The organism is Streptomyces sp. NPDC101160 (assembly GCF_044768205.1).
Taxonomy (GTDB): Bacteria; Actinomycetota; Actinomycetes; order Streptomycetales; family Streptomycetaceae; genus Streptomyces.
In genome coordinates this window covers 168,761-187,306 of sequence record NZ_JBIWPJ010000012.1, presented here as the reverse complement: position 1 = coordinate 187,306, position 18,546 = coordinate 168,761, and the positions used below count along the sequence as shown (strand labels likewise).

The 18,546-nt window shown below is 72.6% G+C and carries 17 protein-coding genes; 5 read left to right on the top strand and 12 right to left on the bottom strand.

Annotated features, from left to right (window positions below; translation table 11 throughout):
• Positions 1 to 107: 107 nt before the first annotated feature.
• Positions 108 to 623, top strand: a complete 516-nt coding sequence (locus tag ACIRSU_RS33750) for an RICIN domain-containing protein (protein WP_403800523.1) — start codon at positions 108 to 110, stop codon at positions 621 to 623.
• A 22-nt stretch (positions 624 to 645) separates the two neighbouring features.
• Here ACIRSU_RS33750 and ACIRSU_RS33745 read toward each other — a convergent pair whose 3' ends face one another.
• The 4 genes from ACIRSU_RS33745 to ACIRSU_RS33730 form a co-directional block, all read right to left on the bottom strand.
• A complete protein-coding gene (locus ACIRSU_RS33745) occupies positions 646 to 1,836 on the bottom strand; it encodes a serine hydrolase domain-containing protein (RefSeq protein WP_403800520.1) in 1,191 nt (396 codons plus the stop codon).
• Between the two features lie 121 nt (positions 1,837 to 1,957).
• Positions 1,958 to 2,713 (bottom strand): energy-coupling factor ABC transporter ATP-binding protein, encoded by a 756-nt coding sequence (locus tag ACIRSU_RS33740; protein WP_403800517.1) that lies wholly within the window; start codon positions 2,711 to 2,713, stop codon positions 1,958 to 1,960.
• Positions 2,701 to 3,462, bottom strand: a complete 762-nt coding sequence (cbiQ, locus tag ACIRSU_RS33735; RefSeq protein ID WP_403800515.1) for a cobalt ECF transporter T component CbiQ — start codon at positions 3,460 to 3,462, stop codon at positions 2,701 to 2,703. The genes ACIRSU_RS33740 and cbiQ overlap by 13 nt, the downstream gene beginning before the upstream one ends.
• A gap of 1 nt (position 3,463) precedes the next feature.
• Positions 3,464 to 4,516: an energy-coupling factor ABC transporter permease gene (locus tag ACIRSU_RS33730; protein WP_403800512.1), complete on the bottom strand. Its 1,053-nt coding sequence runs from the start codon at positions 4,514 to 4,516 to the stop codon at positions 3,464 to 3,466.
• Positions 4,517 to 4,666: 150 nt separating this feature from the next.
• Here ACIRSU_RS33730 and ACIRSU_RS33725 point away from each other — a divergent pair, with 150 nt between their 5' ends.
• Positions 4,667 to 5,062, top strand: a complete 396-nt coding sequence (locus ACIRSU_RS33725) for an SsgA family sporulation/cell division regulator (protein WP_403800509.1) — start codon at positions 4,667 to 4,669, stop codon at positions 5,060 to 5,062.
• Between the two features lie 126 nt (positions 5,063 to 5,188).
• Here the strand turns inward: ACIRSU_RS33725 and ACIRSU_RS33720 are convergent, their stop codons facing one another.
• A complete protein-coding gene (locus ACIRSU_RS33720) occupies positions 5,189 to 7,378 on the bottom strand; it encodes an MMPL family transporter (RefSeq protein WP_403800507.1) in 2,190 nt (729 codons plus the stop codon).
• Positions 7,379 to 7,511: 133 nt separating this feature from the next.
• Positions 7,512 to 8,084, bottom strand: a complete 573-nt coding sequence (locus tag ACIRSU_RS33715) for a TetR/AcrR family transcriptional regulator (RefSeq protein ID WP_403800504.1) — start codon at positions 8,082 to 8,084, stop codon at positions 7,512 to 7,514.
• Between the two features lie 160 nt (positions 8,085 to 8,244).
• Between ACIRSU_RS33715 and ACIRSU_RS33710 the strand changes: the two genes are divergently transcribed.
• Positions 8,245 to 11,802 carry a S41 family peptidase gene (locus tag ACIRSU_RS33710; RefSeq protein ID WP_403800501.1) on the top strand — a complete coding sequence of 1,186 codons (3,558 nt, stop codon included), beginning with the start codon at positions 8,245 to 8,247 and terminating at the stop codon, positions 11,800 to 11,802.
• On the opposite strand, the gene ACIRSU_RS33705 is transcribed toward ACIRSU_RS33710, so the two are convergent.
• The 5 genes from ACIRSU_RS33705 to ACIRSU_RS33685 form a co-directional block, all read right to left on the bottom strand.
• A complete protein-coding gene (locus ACIRSU_RS33705) occupies positions 11,745 to 12,308 on the bottom strand; it encodes a GNAT family N-acetyltransferase (RefSeq protein ID WP_403800498.1) in 564 nt (187 codons plus the stop codon). The genes ACIRSU_RS33710 and ACIRSU_RS33705 overlap by 58 nt on opposite strands.
• Before the next feature lie 143 nt (positions 12,309 to 12,451).
• Positions 12,452 to 12,700, bottom strand: coding sequence for a hypothetical protein (locus ACIRSU_RS33700; protein WP_403800496.1), 249 nt, complete (start codon positions 12,698 to 12,700; stop codon positions 12,452 to 12,454).
• 112 nt (positions 12,701 to 12,812) lie between these two features.
• Positions 12,813 to 13,694 carry an SDR family oxidoreductase gene (locus tag ACIRSU_RS33695; RefSeq protein WP_403800494.1) on the bottom strand — a complete coding sequence of 294 codons (882 nt, stop codon included), beginning with the start codon at positions 13,692 to 13,694 and terminating at the stop codon, positions 12,813 to 12,815.
• Positions 13,691 to 14,599, bottom strand: coding sequence for an alpha/beta fold hydrolase (locus ACIRSU_RS33690; RefSeq protein ID WP_403800491.1), 909 nt, complete (start codon positions 14,597 to 14,599; stop codon positions 13,691 to 13,693). The genes ACIRSU_RS33695 and ACIRSU_RS33690 overlap by 4 nt, the downstream gene beginning before the upstream one ends.
• Positions 14,596 to 16,125 carry a flavin-containing monooxygenase gene (locus ACIRSU_RS33685; protein ID WP_403800489.1) on the bottom strand — a complete coding sequence of 510 codons (1,530 nt, stop codon included), beginning with the start codon at positions 16,123 to 16,125 and terminating at the stop codon, positions 14,596 to 14,598. The genes ACIRSU_RS33690 and ACIRSU_RS33685 overlap by 4 nt, the downstream gene beginning before the upstream one ends.
• Positions 16,126 to 16,435: 310 nt before the next feature.
• On the opposite strand from ACIRSU_RS33685, the gene ACIRSU_RS33680 reads away from it, so the two are divergent.
• The gene (locus tag ACIRSU_RS33680) at positions 16,436 to 17,056 is read left to right on the top strand and encodes a MerR family transcriptional regulator (RefSeq protein ID WP_403800610.1); all 621 of its coding nucleotides are present in this window, start codon (positions 16,436 to 16,438) and stop codon (positions 17,054 to 17,056) included.
• Between the two features lie 11 nt (positions 17,057 to 17,067).
• Here ACIRSU_RS33680 and ACIRSU_RS33675 read toward each other — a convergent pair whose 3' ends face one another.
• Positions 17,068 to 17,871 carry an exodeoxyribonuclease III gene (locus tag ACIRSU_RS33675; protein ID WP_403800486.1) on the bottom strand — a complete coding sequence of 268 codons (804 nt, stop codon included), beginning with the start codon at positions 17,869 to 17,871 and terminating at the stop codon, positions 17,068 to 17,070.
• A 68-nt stretch (positions 17,872 to 17,939) separates the two neighbouring features.
• On the opposite strand from ACIRSU_RS33675, the gene ACIRSU_RS33670 reads away from it, so the two are divergent.
• Positions 17,940 to 18,431 (top strand): GNAT family N-acetyltransferase, encoded by a 492-nt coding sequence (locus tag ACIRSU_RS33670; protein WP_403800483.1) that lies wholly within the window; start codon positions 17,940 to 17,942, stop codon positions 18,429 to 18,431.
• Positions 18,432 to 18,546: the final 115 nt, after the last annotated feature.

Sequence of the window (18,546 nt, the reverse complement as noted above, 5' to 3'; positions counted from 1 at the left end):
CCACCGGAAGGCCTCCCACCTATCGACAAATCGACCAGAAGTGCGCACCACGCCCTCTATCGTCCTGATCGACAAGATCGATCGCGCACACCTACGAGGGAGATCACATGATCAGGTCGCGCACCGTGGGCACCGCCCTGGCCGCCGCCGCGCTCGCCGCGGGCACGCTCGTCGCCGGGGCCGGATCCGCGTCCGCCCACTACGTGGCGCCGGAGCCGGCGTTCCGCCTCAAGAACGCGTACGGCGGGAAGTGCGTCGTCGTCCAGGGGTTCGACAACGGGACGAAGCCGTTCGGGTGGGACTGCCTGGACTACGCGGACCAGAACTGGGTCTTCGACGAGACGGACGCGCCGACCCCCGGCGTCTTCCGGCTGAAGAACGCCAACAGCGGCAAGTGCCTCGTGGTCCAGGGCTCCGACAACGGGGCCGTCCCGTTCCAGTACGACTGCCTGGGCTACGCGGACCAGTACTGGCAGAAGGTCCTCACCTCCGACCCGGACCGCTTCAAGCTGAAGAACCTCAACAGCGGCAAGTGCCTGGCGATGCAGGGCACCGAGGCGGGACGGATCCCGTTCCAGTACGACTGCGAGGACTACCTCGACCAGGAGTGGTACATCCGCTGACGCCCGCCCGCTCAGGCGCTGGTCAGGCCCCGGCGGTCAGCGCCGCCCGCACCGCCCGGATCAGCGCCTGGGCGCGCGGGTCGGCGGTGACCGTCTTGCGCATGCCGTTGGTGACGTAGCCGAAGCCGATGCCGGAGTCGGGGTCGGCGAAGCCGAGCGAACCGCCGCGGCCGGGGTGGCCGAAGGAGCCTGGGCCGAGGAGCGGCGAGGCCGGGCCGTGGAGCATGTGCCCGAGGCCGAAGCGGGTGCCCACGACGAGGACGCGGTCGGGGCCGGCCGACTCCTCGGTGCGGGCCAGGGTGAGCGTCGCCGGCGCGAACAGGCGCGGGCCGCCGTCGACCGGGCCGAGCGTCGCTGCGTAGAAGCGGGCGAGGGCGCGGGCGGTGGCGACACCGGCCGAGCCGGGGAGCTCCGCGGCCCGGTACACCGGGTCGTTCTCGTCGGGCCGCGGATCGATCACGCCGAAGGCGCGCCGGGTCAGCGACCCCGGGTCCTGGTAGGCGGCGGTGACCGAGGGCTTGGGGCGCAGCTTCAGCATCGGGCTGTCGGCCGGCTCGATCTCCTCCACCGGACCGAGGCGGCCGACCCGGTGGGCCTCCTCCCCGGGCAGCCCGATCCACAGGTCGAGGCCCAGCGGGCGGGCGATCTCCTCGGCCACCCACCGGCCTATCGTGCGGCCGGTGACCCGCCGGACCAGGCCGGAGAGCAGCCAGCTGAAGGTGTGGGCGTGGTAGCCGTGCGCGGTGCCGGGCTCCCAGACGGGGGCCTGCGCGGCTATCGCGCGCATGGCGGTGTCCAGGTCGACGGCCTCGGCGAGGGTCAGCGGGCGGTCGAGCACCGGCACTCCGGCGCGGTGCGCGAGCAGCTGCCGTACGGTCACCCGGTCCTTGCCGGCCGCCTTGAACTCCGGCCAGTACGTGCCGACCGGCGCGTCCAGGTCGAGCTGGCCGCGCTGGTGGAGAAGGAGCGGCACCGCCGCGGCGACGCCCTTCGTGGCCGAGCGGACGACCTGTGCGGTGTCCACCGCCCACGGCGCCTCGCCGGCGCCTTCCGCGCTGGGGGCGTCCCGCGTGCCCGCCCACAGGTCGACGACCTTCACGCCGTCGCGGTAGACCGCGACCGCCGCGCCCTGCTCCCCCCGCTGCTCGAAGTTGCGCAGGAACGCGTCCCTGACCGGTTCGAAACCCGCCGCCACCGTGCCCCGGACGTCCACCTGACCCCACGCTCCCTTTCGTACGAACGACCCCCATGGTGCAACGCGGTCCTGCGCGAAGGGATTCCGGGGTCCGTCAGGCCCGTCCGACCCGTGCGGCCCGTACGGCCCGTATGGCCCGTCAGGCCACCGAGCTCGGCACGAAGCCGTACGGCAGCTCCAGGCGGTGCCGCGCCATCAGCTCCTCGTCCGACAGGATGTCCGCGGTCCGTCCGTCGGCCGCGATCACGCCCTCGCTGAGGATGACGGACCGCGGGCAGAGCTCCAGGGCGTACGGCAGGTCGTGCGTGACCATGAGGACGGTGACGTCCAGGGAGCGCAGGATGTCGGCGAGCTCGCGGCGCGAGGCCGGGTCCAGGTTGGAGGACGGCTCGTCGAGGACGAGGATCTCGGGCTCCATGGCGAGGACGGTCGCGACGGCGACCCGGCGCCGCTGCCCGAAGGACAGGTGGTGCGGCGGCCGGTCCGCGAACTCCTCCATGCCGACCCGGGCCAGGGCCCGCCGCACGACCGCGTCGAGTTCCGCGCCGCGCACGCCGGCAGCCGCCGGGCCGAAGGCCACGTCCTCGCGGACGGTCGGCATGAACAGCTGGTCGTCGGGGTCCTGGAAGACGATGCCGACCCGGCGCCGGATCTCGGCCAGGTTCTGCTTCGCGACCGGCAGCCCGGCGACCGTCACCCCGCCCGCGCCGCCGGTCAGGATGCCGTTGAGGTGCAGGACCAGGGTGGTCTTGCCGGCGCCGTTGGGGCCGAGCAGGGCGACCCGCTCGCCGCGCCCGACGGTCAGGTCCACGCCGAAGAGGGCCTGGTGGCCGTCCGGGTACGCGTACGCGAGGCCGCGCACGTCCAGAGAAGGGGGAACGGTCATAGCGTCCATCCGAGGAGGCAGATCAGGAGGGCGGTGAGCGGGAGCGCGGCGGCCTGGCGCCACTGGGCGGCGGTGGCGGTGACCTCGTCGATGACCGGGATCGAACCCGTGTAACCGCGGCTCACCATGGCGAGGTGGACCCGTTCCCCGCGCTCGTAGGAGCGGATGAAGAGCGCGCCGGCGGACTTCGCGAGGACGCCCCAGTGCCGCAGGCCCTTCGCCTCGAAGCCGCGCGAGCGGCGCGCGACGGACATCCGGCGCATCTCGTCGGTGATCACGTCGCCGTAGCGGATCATGAAGGAGGCGATCTGCACGAGCAGCGGGGGCAGCCGGAGCCGCTGGAGGCCGAGGAGCAGGGCACGCAGCTCGGTGGTGGCGGCGAGCAGGACAGAGGCGGCGACGCCGAGGGTGCCCTTGGCGAGGACGTTCCAGGCGCCCCACAGGCCGGGGACGCTCAGCGAGACGCCGAGGACCTCCGTCTGCTCGCCGGGCACCACGAAGGGCATGAGCACGGCGAAGGCGACGAACGGGATCTCGACGAGCAGCCGCTTCAGCAGGAAGCCGGCCGGGACCCGGGCCCGCGCGGCGACGGCGCCGATCAGCACGGCGTACAGCACGAAGGCCCAGACCGCCTCGCGGGGCGTGGCGACGACCACGACGACGAAGCCGAGGACGGCGGCGAGCTTGGTGTGCGGGGGCAGGGCGTGCACCGGCGAGAGCCCCTGCCGGTAGAGCCGGTGGGCATGGCCCGCGCCCATGTCAGGCCCCCACGGAGCGGTTCGTACGGCGGCGGCGGACGACCCAGAAGGCGCCGGTGCCGACGGCGAGGGTCGCGCCGACACCGATCACGCCGGCCAGGCCGCCGGACAGGCGCGCGTCCGAGACGTCCTTGACGCCGTAGTCGGCGAGCGGGGAGTCGGCGGCGGCGTGCGGCTTGGCCTGGGCGGCGATGCCCTGGTCGGCGGCGACCTTCTCCAGGCCGTCGGGGCTGGCGGAGGCGTAGAAGGAGACGAAGCCGGCGAGGACGAGGGCGGTGACGACACCGCCGATCCACAGCTTCTTCGGCGACCGGGCGGGGGCGGCGGCGGGCGTGGCGTCCACGAGCTCGCCGTTGACGCGCAGCTTCAGCGGGGTGGTCAGGCCGCGGGCGCCGTGCACGAGGTCGGGGCGGACGGCGATGACCGCGCCGACGGTGAGCATGGTGATGACGGCCTCGCCGATGCCGATGAGGACGTGCACGCCGACCATCGCGGTGAGGACCTTGCCGAGGGGCACGTCGGTGGTGCCGCCGATCGCGTAGATCGCGGTGAAGGCGAGGGCCGCGGCCGGCACGGAGACGAGCGCGGCGAGGAAGGAGGCGACGGTCACCGAGCGGCGGGTGCGGGGCAGCACGAGGACCAGGCCCCGGAAGAGCCCGTACGCGACGACGACGGTGACGACGGCCATGTCGATGATGTTCACGCCGAGCGCGGTCAGGCCGCCGTCCGCGAAGAGCACGCCCTGCATGAGCAGCACGACGGCGACGCACAGGACGCCGGTGTACGGCCCGACGAGGATCGCCGCGAGCGCGCCGCCGAGGAGGTGTCCGCTGGTGCCGGCCGCGACGGGGAAGTTGAGCATCTGGACGGCGAAGATGAAGGCGGCGACGAGTCCGGCCAGCGGCGCGGTCCGCTCTCCCCCGTGGCCTCCGGCACGGGAGGTGCCCCCAAGCTCTTTCCGGGCCCCGCGCAGGCTGACGGCGACGGCGCCGGCGGCGACGACACCGGCGACGGCCGATACGGGGGCGTTGATGAATCCGTCGGGTACATGCACGTCCCGAATGATAGAGCGCTCCTGCGAATGGTTTGCAAGAGCGCCCCAGGGTCAGGAGCAGGGTGTCCACCCCGGGCGCCCGCCCCCGAAAGGTGGGACATTAGGGACTAACGACGCGCATATGCGCGTACGAGTGTGAGGAGCCGCCCCATGGCCCGCGCCGCCGATGAAAGAGAAGCCGCAAGCCAAGCCGCGATCGAGGTCCTCGAAGTCGTGGACCACGCCAGAGGCCGGATCATCAGCGACGCCCCGCTCTCACGCCCCGTCCCGGTCGCCCTGCGCTACGACCCCGCCTTCGAGCCCCCGACCGTGCGCTTCGCCTTCCCCGGCAACGTCGAGTGGTCCTTCCCGCGCGCCCTCCTGGAGAAGGGCCTGCGCGCCCCGGCGCGGCGCGGGGACGTCGGCGTGTGGCCGTGCGGGCGAGTGCAGACGGTGGTCGAGTTCCACACGGAGGACGGGGTCGCGGTGGTGCAGTTCGACACGACCGCGCTGCTGCGCTTCCTCCGGCACACATACGCCGCCCGCGCGCCGTTGTCGGCACGCTGACGGCGTACGCGTCGCGCCGGCTCCCCGTCCCCACAGGTTCCGGCGCGGTCCGGGGCTCTCCCCCTACGCCCTGGGGGCGTGGGGGGACCCCCACCGCTCAAGCGGCGGCCCCGGAGATCTCGGGGCTCAGGCCTTCACGAGCTCCTTCTCGGCCGGCCCGGCCGGGTCGGTCGCGCCGGCCGCACCGGCGGCCGCCAGGCCCTCGCCCTCCACGTCCACGTTGGGCAGCACGCGGCCGAGCCACTTCGGCAGCCACCACGCCTTGTGGCCGAGCAGCGCGAGCACAGCCGGCACGATCGCCATGCGGACCACGAAGGCGTCGAAGAGGACGGCGACGGCGAGGCCGAAGCCGATCATCTTCACCATCTGCTCGCTGGAGCCGATGAAGCCGGAGAAGACCGCGATCATGATCACCGCGGCGGCGGTGACCACCCGGGCGCCGTGCTGGAAGCCGGTCACGATCGCCTGCCCGGGGCGGGCGCCGTGCACGTACGCCTCGCGCATCCGCGTGACCAGGAAGACCTCGTAGTCCATCGCCAGGCCGAAGACGACGCCCACCATGAAGATCGGCATCATCGACATGATCGGGCCGGTCTGCTCGACGCCGAACAGGCCGCCCAGCCAGCCCCACTGGAAGACCGCGACGACGGCGCCGAGGGCGGCGACCACGGAGAGCAGGAAGCCGAGGGCCGCCTTCAGCGGCACCAGGACCGAGCGGAAGACCACCATGAGGAGCAGGAACGCGAGGCCGACGACGAGCGCCAGATAGGGCAGCAGGGCGTCGTTCATCTTCTGCGAGAAGTCGATGTTCATCGCGGTCTGGCCGGTGACCAGGACGTCGTCGCCGGTCGCGCCGCGGATGTCGTGCACCAGCTCCTCGGTGGCCGCGGAGGACGGGCGGTCCTTCGGGACGACCGTGATCATCGCGGTGTCGCCGGCCTTGTTCGGGGTCGGCGGGGTGACGGCCGCGACGCCGTCCAGGCCCTTGATGGCCGACATGGCCTGGTCGGCGGCGGCCTTCGGGCCGTCGACGACCACGAGCAGCGGGCCGTTGAAACCGGGGCCGAAGCCCTCGGAGAGCAGGTCGTAGGCGCGGCGCTCGCTGGTGGAGGTGGGCTTCACGCCGTCGTCCGGCAGGCCCATCTCCAGGGACGCGGCCGGCACGGCGACGGCCCCGAGGCCGAGGACGCCGACGAGCAGCACCATCAGCGGACGGCGGATGACGAAGCGGGCCCAGCGGGTGCCGGCGTTCGGCTTGTCCGCCTTCTCCGGCTCGGTGTTCCGCTTCAGGGCCTTGCGCTGCTTGCGGCCGACGATCCTGTCACCGGCGAAGCCGAGCAGCGCCGGGATGAGGGTGAGCGCGATCAGTACGGCGATCACGACCGTGCCGGCCGCGGCGAAGCCCATCTTCGTGAGCATCGGGATGTTGACGACGGCCAGGCCCACGAGGGCGATGACCACCGTCAGACCGGCGAACACCACCGCGGAGCCCGCGGTGCCGGCCGCGCGCCCGGCGGCCTCCTCCTTCTCGCGGCCCTCGGCGAGCTCCGCGCGGTAGCGGGAGACGATGAAGAGGGCGTAGTCGATGCCGACCGCGAGGCCGATCATCATCGCCAGGGTGGAGGTAGTGGAGCCGAGGTCGAGGACGTTGGCGAGCGCGGTGATCGTGGAGACGCCGATGCCGACGCCGATGATCGCGGTCAGCAGCGGCAGTCCGGCCGCGACCAGCGAGCCGAAGGTGATGACGAGCACGATGCCGGCGATGACCACGCCGACGATCTCGCCCGCGCCGGTCTCGGGGATGCTCTGGAGCGCGTCGCCGCCGATCTCGACGGTCAGCCCCTGGCCCTGCGCCTTGGCACCGGTGTCCTTGAGCGCGTCACGCGTCGCGTCGGTCAGCTCCATGGCGTTGACCTTGTACGCGACCGAGACGTAGGCGACCCGGCCGTCGCGGGAGATCGCCTGGGCCGTGTACGGGTCGGTGACCCGTGCGATCTGGTCCGAGCCGGACTTGAGCGCGGCGACGGTCTTCTCGACCTTGGCCTTGTTGGCCGGGTCCTTCATGGTCTGGCCGGCCGGGGCCTGGAAGACCACGCGGGCGGTGGCGCCGTTGGCGTTGGAACCGGGGAAGCGCTGTTCGAGCAGGTCGAAGGCGCGCTGGGCCTCGGTGCCGGGGATCGAGAAGGAGCTGGAGGTCGCGGTGGACGCGGTGGCGGCGCCGACGCCGGCGAGGGCGAGGAGCGCCACCCAGATCAGGGCGACGAGCCGCCGGCGCCGGAAGGCGGAGCGGCCGAGCTTGTAGAGGAACGTGGCCACGGGGGCGTACTCCCGGTTTCGAGTGGGACAGGGCATGGGGAGCCGGCCCGACGGCGTGAGCGGTGCGACGTCAGGTGATGCGGGTGAGGGTGCTGGGGGTGGTTCGGGTGGTGCGGAGGAGGCCGAGTGGGGGTCAGGCGCCGAGTGAGGGGAGCACGACGGCGTCGATGTAGGCGCTGAGGAAGGCGTGGTCCACCGGCTGGTCCTCGATCAGCGGGCGGGCGATGAACGCCCCGATCAGCATGTGGGGGACGAGCTTGAGCGCCGGGTTCGCGGCGTCGATCTCGCCCCTCCGGACGGCTCGGTTCAGGACGTCGTCGAGGCCGGTCATCTCGGGTTCGATGAGCAGCTCGCGCAGCGCCTGGAGCAGTTCGGGGTTGTTGTGGACGGCATGGGCCAGGCCCCGCATCAGCGCGGAGTCCCGCTCCATCTGGCAGTCGTCGGTCCGCTCCAGCATCGCCCGGAAGTCGCCGCGCAGGCTGCCCGTGTCGATCTCGGCGAGCGAGACCGGCTTGTTGTGGCGCAGGGCCCTGGCGACGAGCTCGGGCTTGCTCCCCCACTGGCGGTAGAGGGTGGCCTTGCTGGACCGGGTGCGGGCGGCGACGGCGTCCATGGTGAGGGCGTCGTAGCCGACCTCGCGCAGCAGCTCGAGCACGGCTTCGTACAGCTCGGCCTCCCGCTCGGGGGTGAGCCTGCTGCGTGCCATGTCGGGCCTCCGGTCGACGTGAGCGAACGAAACGGTTTCGTACACCAAGACGATACCCACCCGCCATGCGAAACGAAACCGTTTCGTACGTGTCCTCGCCCACACGGCCTGGACACACGTACGAGTTGCCGCGGCCCCTTTCCGCGGAAAGCATGAGGAGGTGACGGACGACCTCGCGTATCTCCGCTTCCCGCACCTCCACGGCAACCTGCTGTGCTTCGCGGCCGAGGACGACCTCTGGGTCTCCCCCCTCGTGCCCGGGGGCCATCTGCCCGGCCGCGCGTGGCGGATCACCGCCGACCGGACCCGTGTCGGCCACCCGCGCTTCTCGCCGGACGGGCGCCACATCGCCTATACGAGCTGGCGCAGCCTCGACCCGGAGATCCATCTCGCGCCGGTCGACGGCGGCCCCTCCCGGCGGCTGACCTACTGGGGCTCCACCGACACCCGGGTCTGCGGCTGGTCACCGCCGGACGAGGACGGCAACACGGAGATCCTCGCCGTCTCCTCGCACGGCCAGCCCTTCTCGTATTTCTCCTGGGCGTACACCGTCTCCACCGACGGCTCCCCCGGCCGCCGGATGCCGTGGGGCCCGGTCTCCGACATCGCCGTCGCCGATCTGGACGGGCAGCGCCGCACCCTGCTCCTCACCGGCACCCCGCCGCACGAGCCGGCCTCGTGGAAGCGTTACCGGGGCGGCGCCATGGGCCGGCTGTGGCTGCACGGCGAGCAGCTCCTGCCCGCCATCGGCGGCCATCTCTCCGCGCCCATGTTCGTCGCCGCGCCGGCCGGCGAGGGCGGCGACGCGGGCGCGATGCGGATCGCGTTCCTCTCCGACCACGAGGGCATCGGCAACCTCTACTCCTGCCTCCCCGACGGCACCGATCTGCGCCGCCACACCGACCACGACGACTTCTACGCCCGCAACGCCTCCAGCGACGGGCGCCGGGTGGTCTACCAGTGCGCCGGCGAACTGTGGATCGTCGACGAACTGACCGCCGGCTCCCGACCCCGCCGCCTCGATGTCCGGCTCGGCGGCCCCCGCACCGGCCGCCGCCCCTACCAGGTGCCGGCCGCCCACCACGTCGACGCCCTGTCCGTCGACGAGACCGGCCGCGCCTCCGCCGTCATCGTGCGCGGCAGCCTCTACTGGCTCACCCACCGCGACGGCCCCGCCCGCACCATCGCCGACACCCCCGGCGTCCGGGTCAGGCTGCCCGAGATGCTGGGCAGCGGCGGCCAGGTCGCCTATGTCACCGATGCCGAGGGCGAGGACGCCATCGAGATCGCCTACCTGCCCCGGGCCAGCGGCGACCGCCCACCGCGCCGCCTCGCCTCCGGCGAACTCGGCCGGGTCGAGGAGATGGTCTCCGACCCCGACGGCGAACGGCTCGCCATCGCCTCCAACGACGGCCGGCTGCTCCTCATCGACACCACCGAGGAGGAGGGCGTGGAGGCCGTGGTAGAGGCCGAGGAGGAACCCGGCGCGCAGCCCGGCGAGACCTCCGGAACCGGCACCTCGGAGACCGGCACCTCGGAGACCGGCACCTCGGAGACCGGCACCACCGGAACCGACACCTCGAAGACCGGCACCACCGGAACCGGTGCCTCGGAGGCCGAGGACGCCGAGGCCGAGGGCTTCGAAGGCCGCGTGGTGACGGAGGAGGGAACCGTGGTGACGGAGGAGGGAACCGTGGTGACGGAGCTGATCCGCTCGGTCAACGGCCCCGTCCGCGACCTCGCCTTCTCCCCCGACGGCTGCTGGCTGACCTGGTCCCACCCCGGCATCGGCCGCTCGCTGCGCTCCATCAAGATGGCCCGCATCGCCGGACCGGGCGCCCGGGTCATCGTGGACGTCACCAACGGGCGCTTCGAGGACGAGAACCCGGTCTTCACCCGCGACGGCCGCTATCTCGCCTTCCTCTCCTGGCGGGGCTTCGACCCGGTGTACGACGTGCACACCGGCGACCTGTCCTTCCCGCTGGGCTGCCGCCCCTATCTCGTGCCGCTCTCCTCGGCCACCCCCTCTCCCTTCGCGCTGCTTCCCGACGGACGGCCCGCCGCCGGCGGCATGGACCCCGCCGACGAGGAGGCGGGCACCGGGGACGGCACCGTCACCGTCGAGATCGAGGGCCTGCCCGACCGGGTCACGCCCTTCCCCGTGACCGCCTCCAAGTACTCCGCGCTCGAGCCGGTCGCCGGCGGCGGCCTGGTGTGGCTGCGCTGGCCGATCTCCGGCGCCCTCGGTGAGACCTTCGCCAACCCGTCCGACCCCTCCCCCCGCCCCACCCTGGAGCACTACAGCATCGCCAGGGCCCGCAAGACCGAACTCGTCGGCCACCTCGACTCGTTCGCGGTCAGCGGCGACGGCAGCCGGCTCGTCGTGAACGACGAGGGCGACCTGCGGGCCGTCCCCGCGAACGAACCCGGCGACGGCGACTCCACCGTCTACCTCGACCTGCGGCGGATCGTGCACGAGGTGGAGCCGGCGGCCGAGTGGCGGCAGGCCTTCGACGAGGCCGGCCGGATCGTCCGCGCCTACTTCTGGGAGCCGGACATGGGCGGCGTCGACTGGCCGGCGGTGCTCGACCAGTACCGGCCGCTCGTCGAACGGGTCGCCTCCCCCGACGAGTTCGCCGACCTGGTGCGCGAGGTCCTCGGCGAGCTGGGCACCTCCCACGCCTACGTCAGCCCGGCCCGGCGCAACGAGGGCCCGCCGCACTACCAGCGCCCGCAGGGCCTGCTCGGCGCCAACCTGGTGTGCCGCGAGGGCGCTTGGGTGGTCAAGCGGATCCTGCCCGGCGACTCCTCCGACTCCAAGGCCCGCTCGCCGCTCGCGGGCACCGGCATCCGCGAGGGCGCCGTCCTCACCCATGTCGACGGCCGCCCCGTCGACCCCGTGACCGGCCCTTATCCCCTCCTCTCCGGCACCGGCGGCACCACCGTCGAACTCACCTTCACCTCCGCCGAGGGCGAGGGCCGCCCCCGCCGGGTCGCCGTCGTCCCGCTCGTCGACGAACGCCCGCTGCGCTACCAGGACTGGGTGGCCAAGCGGCGCGCGGTGGTCCGCGAGGTCAGCGGCGGGCGCTGCGGCTACCTCCACATCCCCGACATGGGCGGCTCCGGCTGGGCCCAGTTCAACCGCGACCTGCGGATGGAGGTCTCCCGGCCGGCCCTCATCGTGGACGTCCGCGGCAACGCCGGCGGCCACATCAGCGAGCTGGTGATAGAGAAACTCACCCGCAAGATCCTGGGCTGGGACCTCACCCGCAACGCCCAGCCCGTCTCGTACACCTCCAACGCACCGCGCGGCCCGATCGTCGCCCTCGCCGACGAGGCCACCTCCTCCGACGGCGACATGATCACCGCCGCCTTCAAACTGCTGCGGCTCGGCCCGGTGGTCGGCCAGCGCACCTGGGGCGGCGTCGTCGGCATGACGGGCCGGCACCGGCTCGGCGACGGCACCCAGATCACCGTCCCGATGAACGCGGCCTGGTTCCCCGAGTACGGCTGGTCCGTCGAGAACCACGGCGTGGCACCGGACCTCGCGATCCTGCGCACCCCGCTCGACTGGGCCGAGGGCCGGCACGCCCAGCTGGACGACGCCGTGCACATCGCCATCGCCCTGCTGGACGAGAACCCGCCCGCGAGCCCGCCCGGCTACGAGGCCGTGCCGGACCGCTCGCGGCCCAAGCTCCCGCCCAGGTCCAGCTCGTAGGCCGTGCCCGGCTTCCCGTCGCCGTCCCACCCGCCGAGCACGACCCCGCCGACCGCACCGAAGCCGACCCGGGCGAGCACCGCCCGGGAGGCCGCGTTGTCGAGGGTCGTGGCGGCGGTGAGCCGGCGCAGCCCGTACTCCTCGCGGGCCCGTGCGCACAGCTCCCGTATCGCCCTGGTCGCCACGCCCCGCCCGGTCGCCTTCTCGGCGACCCGGTAGCCGAGTTCGGCGCTTCCGTCGGCGACGTCGACCAGGTTGAAGCGCCCCACTATCTCCCCATCGCCCGCCACCAGCACATGGAAGAGGATCGTGCCGGTCGCCTGCTCCGCCAGCAGGTCCCGGAGCCGCTCCTCGAACTCGTCGAAGAACGCGTCGCCGCGGTCCGGCACGGACGCGGCGAAGAAGGCCCGGTTCTCCCGCTCGAAGGCGAGCAGGGCGGGCGCGTGGTCGGGTCGCAGTCGCTCAAGTACGAACGTCGTTACGTCGGTTGCCTCAGTCTCGGACATGGGGATCACGGTACGTAACTCCGCGGTTCCGTGCAGGAAGTTATCCACAGGTGGTGCGGGCCGCCGGCGGCTGTCCGCGAAGTCGTCCACAACGCGCGAAGGCGCACCCGGCGTCCCGGGTGCGCCTTCCTCACAGGACGGCGTCAGGCGTCGTAGTCCGTGTCGAGGCGCTCGTCGGCCTCGCTCATACGGCCCCTGGCCTGCTGCTGCGCACGGCTCTTGGCCTGCGAGGCACGCTCGGACGCCCGGTCCTTCGCGCCACCCATGCCCTGGTGCGGCTGGTGCGGCTGGTTCGACTGCTGCGGCTGCCGCGCCGGCTGCGCCTGTCGCGTCTGCTGCGCCTTGCCCTTGGCCTGTCGCGCCTTGTCCTGCATCTCGTCCTTGATGCCCATGAAGATTCACTCCTAGAGGGGTGAGAGGGGAACGGGGCGGGAATCCGCCCCTTGGGCCTCGACCAGACTGACACGGCAGGACAACGCGTGCATTTCGATCACATACGGACAGTTATACGGGCTGGTTGCGCGCCTGTTCGTCAGCCGCCCCGCCCGCGCCCACGAGCCCCTTCGACACCGAGGCGAGCCGCGGCTCGAAGCGCTTCATCTCGCGCTGTCCGACGGCGGCGATGACGCCCGGCAGATAGCCGCGGGTGGACTGCATCCCGCGCAGCCACCACTGCGCGTACACGTGGGCCGACCGGCGCTCGATGCCCGCGACGATCCTGTCGACGGCGGGGCCGAGCGGGTAGGTGCGGTTGGACGGCCAGGGCAGCCGGGAGCGCAGCTCGCGCATGACGTCGTCCTGGTCGGCGCCGCGCACCATGTCGGTGTCGGTCCAGGAGAGGTAGCCGACGCCGACCCTGACGCCCTTGTAGGCGACCTCGGCGCGCAGGCTGTGCGCGAAGGCCTCGACGCCGGACTTGGAGGCGCAGTACGCCGTCATCATCGGCGCCGGCGTCATCGCGGCCAGCGAGGCGATCTGCAGGAAGTAGCCGCGGGACTCCATGAGGACGGGCAGGAAGGCCCGGGCCGTCACGGCGCCGCCGATCAGGTTCACCTCGATGACCCGCCGCCAGGCGGCCGGGTCGGAGTCGACGAACGGACCGCCCGCCGCGACACCGGCGTTGGCGACGACGATGTCGACCTTGCCGAACCGCTCCTTCACCTCCTCGGCCACCCGCGCCATCGCCACGTGGTCCGTGACGTCGGCGTGCCACCAGTCGGCCTCGGTGTGCAGCCGCCCGGCGACCTCCTTCAGGAGCTCGGGCTCCAGGCCGACCAGCGCGATCTTCGCACCGCGCGCGGAGAGCTTGCGGGCGAGGAGTTCACCGACACCGCGGGCTCCTCCGGTGACGACCGCCACCTGTCCTTCCAGACTCACCCTGCTCATGCCCCTGCCTCCTTCACGGTCTGCTCCGTCACACCCAGGTAGGTGAGCGTCAGTTCGCGGATCTGCGCGGTGACGGCCTCGGGGGCCTCCACCGGCGTCATGTGGCCCATGCCGGCCAGTTCGGTCAGGCCCGTGCAGTGCGGCAGGTCGGCGACCATGCGGCGGGAGTGCACGGGCGGGGTGAGCCGGTCGGCTGTGCCGACGACGACGGCCACGGGCAGCCGCAGCTCCCGCACCTCCGCCGCCAGATCGAGCCCGGCGAGAACCTGCGACCAGCCGTGCCGGGCTCCGCGCGGGCAGGCGTGCACGATCCGGGCACAGGCGTCGACCCGCTCGGGCGCCGAACCCGGTCCCATCGTCGCGTACTTCAGCACCTTCTTCGATATCGGCGTGACCGGCCCGAGCGGCGCCTTCGAGCCGAGTACGGAGCGGGTGAGCCGGGTCCGCAGCCGGCCGGGCCCGAGCGGCACGACGAGCGCCTCCTCGGTCAGCAGGGCCGGCCCGGTCGAGCAGAGCAGCGCGGCGGCGGCGTGCTGCCGGAAGAGCGGGCGCCGGGCGGCGGCCATCAGCGTCATGCCGCCCATCGAGTGACCGGCCAGGACGGCCCGCTCGCCGGGGCCGAGGGTGGCCGCGAGCACGGCCTCCAGGTCGTCGGCGAGCGCCTCGGTGGAGTAGCCCCTGCCGCCGGTCCGCCCCAGGGTGTCGGCGGCCGGGGAGCCGCCGTGGCCGCGCTGGTCGTAGGCGATGACCCGGTGGTCGGCCGCCAGGTCCCGTATCTGCGCGTCCCAGAAACGGGTGGAGCAGGTCCAGCCGTGGGCGAGGACGACGGCGGGGGCACCGGCCCGGCCGTGCACCTCGACGTGGATGCGGGATCCGTCGGCGGAGGTCGCCGTCAGCGCGCTCACTGGACGGCCTCCTTCTTGCGGGCGGCGGCGGAACGACGGCTCGTCGACGGCTTCGCGGGCGCGCGCAGCACCTCGTACTCGGACAGGTCGACGGTCCGCGTCTCGCGCCGGAACTCGTACGTCGTGCCCGGCCACAGCGTGGTGTTGCGGCCGTTGGCGTCGAGGTACCAGCTGTCGCAGCCGCCCGCCTTCCACACCGTCGTCTCCATCCGCTTCTGCACCTTGCGGTTCCAGGCGTTGACGGCGGAGGGGCGTACGGCGAGGGCGGCCCGGCCTCCCAGGACGTCGAGCTGGCGGAGGTAGTCGGCCATGTAGTTCAGCTGGGACTCGATCATGAGGATCATCGAGGAGTTCCCGAGGCCGGTGTTGGGGCCGATGATCGTCATCCAGTTGGGGAAGCCGGCGGCGGTGGCGCCGCGCAGCGCCTCCATGCCGTTCTTCCACCGGTCGGCGAGCGAGTGGCCCTCGGCGCCGATGACGCGCGGGGCGATCGGCATGTCGGTGACGTGGAAGCCGGTGCCGAAGATGATCGCGTCGACCTCGGTCTCCGTGCCGTCGGCACCGACCACGACGTTCCCGCGGACCTCCTTCAGGCCGGAGGCGACGACGTCGACGTTGGGCTGGGCGAGCGCCGGGTAGTACGCGTTGGAGAGCAGGATCCGCTTGCAGCCGAGGCGGTACGAGGGGGTCAGCCTGGCCCGCAGCGCCGGGTCCTTGATGGAGCGGGCTATGTTGGCCTTGGCGAGCCGCTCGACCAGGCCCAGCTCGTCGGGCCGCTTGGTGAAGGCGCTGACCTGCAGCTCGCGGATCCCCCAGAGGATGCCGCGGCGGGCGGTCGCGGTGAACGGCAGCTGCCGGTGCAGCCAGCGCTCGGGACCGCTGATGGCCCGGTCCACGCGGGGCATGACCCACGGGGGCGTGCGCTGGAAGAGGGTGAGCTTCCCGACCTTCGGCTGGATGGACGGGACGATCTGGATGGCGGAGGCGCCGGTGCCGACCATGGCCACCCGCTTGCCGGTGAGGTCGTAGTCGTGGTCCCACTGGGCGGAGTGGAAGACCTTGCCGGTGAAGTCGGCGAGCCCCGGGATGTCGGGGATCTTCGGGTCCGAGAGCGGGCCGGTGGCGGAGACGACGACGTCGGCGGAGAAGCTGCCGCGGCTGGTCTCGATGTCCCAGCGCAGCTCGTCCTCGTCCCAGGTCATCCTCATGACCTCGTGGTTCAGGCGCAGGTGCGGCCGGATCCCGAAGGTGTCGGTGACATGCTCCAGGTACGCGCGGATGTGGCGCTGCCCGGAGAAGGTGCGCGGCCAGTCGGGGTTGGGCGCGAAGGAGAAGGAGTAGAGGTGGGAGGGGACGTCACAGGCGCAGCCGGGGTAGCTGTTGTCGCGCCAGGTGCCGCCCACGGAGTCGGCCCGCTCCAGGACGACGAAGTCGGTGATCCCCTCCCGGCGCAGCCGGACGGCGGCGCCGAGGCCGCCGAATCCCGATCCGATCACCGCCACCCGTACGTGCTCGTGCTTCGCCATGCCGCCTCCCGTGCGCCCGGCCAAGATTCCGCCAGCAATCACTGGCACAATCGGGACTGTAGAGCAGCGGCATACTGAGCGGTAGGGGTACGGCGAGGGAAAGTTACCGGCGGTACAACATAGGCTGGCGGGCGTGGCGAAACGATCAGGAGAAGCAGCGGTACGGGGCTCGGGGCCGGAGCCGGACGGGCAGCCGGGTCAGGAGCCGAAGCCGGAGCGGGGCCAGGACGCAGCACTGGCCGACGCCCCCGGAGGCCCCGACACCCCCGGCGCCTCCGACGGAGACGCCCAGGCCCCGCGCGAGTACCGCATGGCCGACCTGGCCGCCGCGGCCGGCATCACCGTACGCACCCTTCGCTTCTACCGCGAGCGCGGACTGATCCCGCCGCCCCGCCGCGAGGGCCGGATCGCCTGGTACGACGACCGCCACCTGGCCCGCCTGCGCACCATCGCCGGACTGCTCGAACGCGGCCACACCCTCAACGGCATCGCCGACCTCACCGCCGCCTTCGAGTCCGGCCGCAACGTCCGCGAGGTCCTCGAACTCGGCCCGCCGACCGAGGAGGAGCCCGTCCGCCTCACCCCGGAGGAGCTCGCCGACCACTTCGCCGGCGAGGTCACCCCGGAGAACTTCACCGCCGCCCTCGACCTCGGCTACCTCGCCACCGACGGCGAGGACATCGTCCACATCAGCCGCCGGCTCCTCGACGTCTCCGCCGCACTGGTCCGCGAGGGCGTGCCACTGGCCGCCGTCCTGGAGGCGGGCGGCCGGGTGCGCGAGCACGCGGAGGCGCTGGCGGAGCTGTTCACCGAGATCCTCGGCAAGTACACCGCCGCCGGCGACGCGCAGCGGCTGCGCCCGCTCGCCAAGAGCGTGGTGGAGGCGGAGCTGTCGCTGGCCCTCGACCGGCGACTGCGCGAGCCCTCGTAGGGGAAACGGCATCACATGCCGTACACCGCGGTCACGGGCGCGTGATCGCTCCACCGCTCGGCGTGCGTCGCGGCCCGCTCGACGTACGCCTTGACCGCCTTCGCGGCGAGTCCGGGCGTGGCGACCTGGTAATCGATGCGCCAGCCGCTGTCGTTGTCGAAGGCCCGGCCACGGTAGGACCACCAGGAGTACGGGCCCTCCTGCTCGGGGTGGAGGACGCGGACGACGTCCACGTAGCCGGCGTCGGTCTCGTCGAGGACACGGCCCAGCCACGCCCGCTCCTCGGGGAGGAAGCCGGCGTTCTTCTGGTTGGCCTTCCAGTTCTTGAGGTCGGCCTCGCGGTGGGCGATGTTCCAGTCGCCGCAGACGACGACCTCGCGACCGTCGGCGGCGGCGCGCTCCTTGAGCCCCTTCAGATAGGGCAGGAACTCGTCCATGAAGCGGATCTTCTCGTCCTGCCGCTCGGTGCCCACCTCGCCGGAGGGCAGGTAGAGGCTGGCGACGGTGACGCCGGGCAGGTCGGCCTCGATGTAGCGGCCGCTGCCGTCGAACTCGGCCGAGCCGAAGCCGACGCGCACGGCGTCCGGCTCGCGTCGCATGTAGAGCGAGACACCGGCGCGGCCCTTGGCGGCGGCGGGCGCGTGGGCGGTGAACCAGCCCTCGGGCGCCCGCACCTCGGCCGGCAGCTGCGCCTCCTCGGCCCGCACCTCCTGGAGGCAGACCACATCGGCGGAGGTCGCGGCCAGCCACTCGACGAAGCCCTTCTTGGCGGCGGCTCGGAGACCATTGACATTCACGCTGGTGATGGTGAGCATCCCGGGAGAATACCGACACCACGGCCGGCACCCCGTCGCCAGCCCCGCATAGACGTACAGTGGAACGCATGAACATACGCCCGACGCCCTTCGACCACCCCGACGCGGTCAAGCTCAACGACGCCGTCCAGCTGGAGTACGCCGAGCGGTACGCGGACGACGACGGCGAGGGCGAGGGCGACCTCACCCCGCTCGCCCCGGCGATGTTCGCCCCGCCGCAGGGCCTCTACCTGCTCGCGTACGACCCCCAGGGCCGCCCCGTCGCCACCGGCGGCTGGCGCACCCAGGACGCCAACGACGAGGGCTACGCGGACGGCGACGCCGAACTGAAGCGCATGTACGTGGTCCCCGAGGCCCGCGGCCTCGGCCTGGCCCGCCGCATCCTCGCCCTCCTGGAAGCCGACGCCCGCACCGCCGGCCGCACCCGCATGGTCCTGGAGACGGGAACGGCGCAGCCGGAGGCCATCGCCCTCTACACGTCGAGCGGCTACGAGCCGTGCGCGAAGTTCGGCTACTACCGCGACTACCCGAACAGCCGCTGCTTCGCGAAGGCGCTCTGAGCCGGAATCCCGCCGACCCGGAAACCCGCCGACCCTGAATCCCGCTGAGCCGGAAACGCGCTGAGCGGGAGCCCCGGCGCGGGAGACGAGGCCGCGGAAAACGACGAAGGTCCCG

Coding starts and splice junctions, on each gene's coding strand:
- ACIRSU_RS33750 (WP_403800523.1), top strand. CDS start 108: ATGATCAGGTCGCGCACCGTGGGCACCGCCCTGGCCGCCGCCGCGCTC.
- ACIRSU_RS33740 (WP_403800517.1), bottom strand. CDS start 2,713: ATGGACGCTATGACCGTTCCCCCTTCTCTGGACGTGCGCGGCCTCGCG.
- cbiQ (WP_403800515.1), bottom strand. CDS start 3,462: ATGGGCGCGGGCCATGCCCACCGGCTCTACCGGCAGGGGCTCTCGCCG.
- ACIRSU_RS33725 (WP_403800509.1), top strand. CDS start 4,667: ATGGCCCGCGCCGCCGATGAAAGAGAAGCCGCAAGCCAAGCCGCGATC.
- ACIRSU_RS33715 (WP_403800504.1), bottom strand. CDS start 8,084: ATGGCACGCAGCAGGCTCACCCCCGAGCGGGAGGCCGAGCTGTACGAA.
- ACIRSU_RS33705 (WP_403800498.1), bottom strand. CDS start 12,308: ATGTCCGAGACTGAGGCAACCGACGTAACGACGTTCGTACTTGAGCGA.
- ACIRSU_RS33700 (WP_403800496.1), bottom strand. CDS start 12,700: ATGGGCATCAAGGACGAGATGCAGGACAAGGCGCGACAGGCCAAGGGC.
- ACIRSU_RS33695 (WP_403800494.1), bottom strand. CDS start 13,694: ATGAGCAGGGTGAGTCTGGAAGGACAGGTGGCGGTCGTCACCGGAGGA.
- ACIRSU_RS33685 (WP_403800489.1), bottom strand. CDS start 16,125: ATGGCGAAGCACGAGCACGTACGGGTGGCGGTGATCGGATCGGGATTC.
- ACIRSU_RS33680 (WP_403800610.1), top strand. CDS start 16,436: ATGGCCGACCTGGCCGCCGCGGCCGGCATCACCGTACGCACCCTTCGC.
- ACIRSU_RS33675 (WP_403800486.1), bottom strand. CDS start 17,871: ATGCTCACCATCACCAGCGTGAATGTCAATGGTCTCCGAGCCGCCGCC.
- ACIRSU_RS33670 (WP_403800483.1), top strand. CDS start 17,940: ATGAACATACGCCCGACGCCCTTCGACCACCCCGACGCGGTCAAGCTC.